A 3,706-nucleotide genomic window follows, 5' to 3' on the forward strand; every position below is an offset into this window, starting at 1 on the left:
CGCGAGTTCAGTCAAGACCTGAGTACGGCGACTCACGCGACTCCGGCCGACGAAGGGCGAGCCTGTGATCGTGACCAGCGCGACCGAGAAGAATCAGAAGCCCACGTACACGCCGCTCTGGGACAAGCGGGACCTATGGCGCGCCGTCACGTTGGGCACCGTCACGCTGGCCTGCCTTGTCGGTGCTCTGATCGCCTTCATCGCTGGCGGCATGGTGGGAGCTGGGAGCTTCAACTCCGGCGAGCCCATCGATCACGGCCTGGCGGCTCGGTGGATGGCCTTCGCCGGGCTGCTCCTGGGCATGCCCGCCCTCGCCGCCGGACTGCTGTGGGGCCAATCGAGACTCATGACGTGGGGCATCGTCGGCTGCGCAGCACTGGCGGCGCTCGGCGCGCTGCGCGGCTACACCTGGACCTAGAGGACCTCCCCGGGGTGCGACGGCACCCGGGAGGCTGCCCGAGGAGCCAGTCATCCGGAAATGCCGCATCCGGCGCTAGGGCGACTGGCGCCGGCGCTCAGCCACGAGTCCCACGACCGCGCCGACGAGACCAAGCGACGGCCCGACCAGACGCAGAACCAGGACGTCCCCGTAGATCCCCGTCAGCGTGACGACCAGGCCAAGGACCATCGCGCCGACGAACCACCGCTGCCACAGCCGCATGGGCGGCTCCTGCCCAAGATCGAGATTCTCTACCGCTCATGCCGCCGTCATCGCGGCCGGTGCGGACCCGTGATCACCTGAACAGTCACCGCTGCGGGAACGACTCGAGCTCCTCGAGCCAGCTGGCGGCGACAGAATCTAGCTCTCGACGCGACGTGAGAACTGCGACGTGGTAGGTGAACTGATCAATCAGATCATGGGCCACCTTCAGCCTCGCCGACGCCGATTCGAAGGCCAGATGAACTCGAACGACGAGGTCAAGGTCGTCGATCTCCGCAACGCTGAAGGCGAGGTTCGGCTCCGTGAAGCTGAGCACGCCCTCCGACTGTTCGTCCGGAGAAACGGTCGGCACGACGGCGCCGGCCGCAGCGGACGCCAGCCACTGGCCGAGCTCGACCGCCTCCCAGGTGGTCAGGCAGGGGTCCTCGAACGACCAGCTCCCCCCGGACGACGTTCGCACCTCGCCGTGCACGACGAGCCAGTTGGCATCCCAGTCGCCCGGATGACTCGCTCCGAAGCCGAACTGGTAGCGAGTCGGTACCAGCCGCAGCGCCGCACCGTCTCGCGAGATCAAGAGCACCTGCCGAGCATCGCAGTCGCGGGACACCCTCCGCAGGCCCCGGCCCAGTCGCCCGTCATGCCGCCGACCGCGGACAAGTCCTCGCCTAGGCACCTGCGTGTGGGCAACGGCCCAGTCCGTTGGCAGGAAGTCTGGCTCGGCTACCAGGGGCGCTCGAGCCGTACGCCTCGCGATGCCCGCGAAGCTAGCGTCACGGAAGCGCGAGAAGACCAACGGGCTGCCTCCCCGCTGATGCCAGTGCGCAGATGACCATGGCGAGAGGGGCACGGCCGGGGCTGCCGTCCCCTCAACCAGTGGCAGCCCGGGCGGCCCGCTGCGCCTCCAAAGCGATAGCCGGCGGGGCATGCAGGTCCCACACTCGCAACAGCACCGCGTGGGCCACCCCCAGCGCCCTGCCCTGCACGGCGGTGATCCCCGTCAGAATCGCGCGGGGCGGCGGGTGGCCCGGGATGCCGGCGAGGTACTGCCGGTGCGCCTCCAGCGAGAGGATGCCGCGCTCGAGCGGCTCACCGGTCACGTCGACCCCGTGCGTCGGTCGGGCGTCGCCGCTCACCACGAGCCAGCGCGCCGACCACGGCTCGAGCCCCTCGTCCAGCAGATCCGGGAAGACCCAGCGGTTCCCGGCGTCTCTCACCGCGTCCAGCGCGGCGAGGCCGGCCACCCGGTGGTCGGCCTGGTTGAGCCCGGCGACGAACTCGACCTCCCACGACCCCACCAGCACCGCGTCGGGCTGGTGGCGACGGATGGCGCGCGCGATGTCGTGCCGCAGGGCGAGGGTGTGCTCCAAGACGCCGTCGGGGTAGTCGAGGAACTCAACTCGTGTGACCCCGACCGCACGCGAGCCCTCCAACTGCTCCTGCACCCGGAGCTCGGCGGTGCGCTCCGGCGGACTGGCGTCCATGCCGGCCTCGCCCTTGGTCAGCAGGAGGTACGCAACCTCCACCCCGCGGGCCGTCCACAAGGCGACGGCCGCTGAGGTGCCGTACTCGACGTCATCGGGGTGGGCGACGACGCACAGCACGCGGCGTGGCACCTCGTCCTGCCACAGTGGCGGCAACGCACCAGGAGCCATAGCCGGAACGTAGTCCCGTTCGACAGGTGTGACCAGACTCATCCGAGGGGGTGACCGGCAGATCAACCGCTACGCACGTGCGGCAGGTCGGCTGCTAGCGCTGCGGCGTCAGTACGACGACGAGCGGAGAACGCCGCAGTAGAGGACATGGCGGGCAGCCGGCCGCTGCTAGCCCAACAAGCAGCAACACGTACTCATATGCCGCCGGTTGCACGCCCGTTCGTGCCGCAGGTCGCGCCTCCACTTCTGGCTTGGCCTGCGCTGATGCGCGTGGGCAGCTGCGGCTGTCGCCGGTAGCGCTCTCCCGCGGCGGCTGAGAGCGCGGTCCCCCGCTTCCAGCGAACGCCTACCGCCGGTGGCGGGCGAGCTGAGAGAGTGGGCTGCCCACGGCGCCGGGAGGTACGCGATCAGAGCGAGAGCCAGATGGTGTTGCGCCGTCGTCCTCCCTGGCCTCATCGTCGTGTCCGCGTGCGGCGGCCAGGACGAAGTCGACTTGGGCAACTGCTCGACCCGGCCCATCGCCGCGGGGATGCAGGGGCCGACTGCCGATAGCGCCGTCGCCGCTGCCCAGGCGTACTCCCGGCAGAACCTGGACGGCGCCCCTGTGCGCGACGGGGCGGAGTACGGGTTGCCCGGGCAGTTCGTCGTGCCACAGCGCGCAAGCAGCGCAACGGCTGGGGCGACGGCCAAGGCGCCGGCACCCGGTCTCGCGGTGCTCGTCGTCGCACAGCGCAAGGACCGCAAGTGGACGGCGGCCTTCGCCTACCACTGCTCCGGCTAAAGGCGACTGCCCTCAGGCAGCAGCCCGGCCGTCGAATCCAGCGCCTGCGGAACTGGTGAGCGAAAGGGCACCCCTCACACTGACACCGCCGAGGGCAGAGCGGTTGCGACGGGCGGCACCGCCGCTGGCTGCTGTAGCCGCTGGCAGCATCGACTCGGCAAGGGTTGGTGGCAGCCATACTGCGGCGCGGCCGCTCGGAGTGGCTGTCGCGGCGGAGGCCGGTCTAGGGCGCGCCTGCGCAGCGCGTCCGGTGCCCACGCCGCGAGCTGCACCTCGGCGCCGTCCAGAAGGTCGACACTCAGGATGCCCACCCCGTCTCCGGCACCGGGGGTCCCGCACAGCGGTGCACGGACCGGCGGGACACCAGGCACGGCGACGACGTCGACGCACGCCGCCAGGTCGGCGCGGCCGGCTGTGGAGTACGCGTTCCATCCCACGAGGACGTGACGCGAGCTCCTGGCGGGAGGACGACCCGCTCCCGGCCTTGATCCAAGGCCATGAATGAGGAGCCTGCCCGCGAACGAATGTCCAGCGGGGCGCCGTCCCGGGCGTACCACGCCAGCCGCGGGTAGCCCTCGATAGCGCAGGGGCGCGACAACACGTTGCCCCCCC

Annotated in this window: 5 protein-coding genes; 2 read left to right on the forward strand and 3 right to left on the reverse strand. The window is 70.6% G+C overall.

Features of this window, described 5'->3' with window-relative positions; genetic code table 11:
• Positions 1–70: 70 nt before the first annotated feature.
• Entirely contained in the window at positions 71–418 is a 348-nt protein-coding gene (locus G9H71_RS21505; protein ID WP_166284817.1) for a hypothetical protein, read from the forward strand.
• Between the two features lie 75 nt (positions 419–493).
• Here the strand turns inward: G9H71_RS21505 and G9H71_RS21510 are convergent, their stop codons facing one another.
• From G9H71_RS21510 to G9H71_RS21520, 3 genes are all read right to left on the reverse strand, one after another.
• Positions 494–661 carry a hypothetical protein gene (locus tag G9H71_RS21510; protein WP_166284818.1) on the reverse strand — a complete coding sequence of 56 codons (168 nt, stop codon included), beginning with the start codon at positions 659–661 and terminating at the stop codon, positions 494–496.
• Positions 662–746: 85 nt separating this feature from the next.
• A complete protein-coding gene (locus G9H71_RS21515) occupies positions 747–1,241 on the reverse strand; it encodes a WapI family immunity protein (RefSeq protein WP_166284819.1) in 495 nt (164 codons plus the stop codon).
• A 286-nt stretch (positions 1,242–1,527) separates the two neighbouring features.
• A complete protein-coding gene (locus G9H71_RS21520; RefSeq protein ID WP_166284820.1) occupies positions 1,528–2,313 on the reverse strand; it encodes a PIG-L deacetylase family protein in 786 nt (261 codons plus the stop codon).
• 493 nt (positions 2,314–2,806) lie between these two features.
• On the opposite strand from G9H71_RS21520, the gene G9H71_RS21525 reads away from it, so the two are divergent.
• A complete protein-coding gene (locus tag G9H71_RS21525; RefSeq protein WP_166284821.1) occupies positions 2,807–3,094 on the forward strand; it encodes a hypothetical protein in 288 nt (95 codons plus the stop codon).
• Positions 3,095–3,706: the final 612 nt, after the last annotated feature.

The organism is Motilibacter deserti (genome assembly GCF_011250635.1).
Lineage (GTDB): Bacteria > Actinomycetota > Actinomycetes > Motilibacterales > Motilibacteraceae > Motilibacter_A > Motilibacter_A deserti.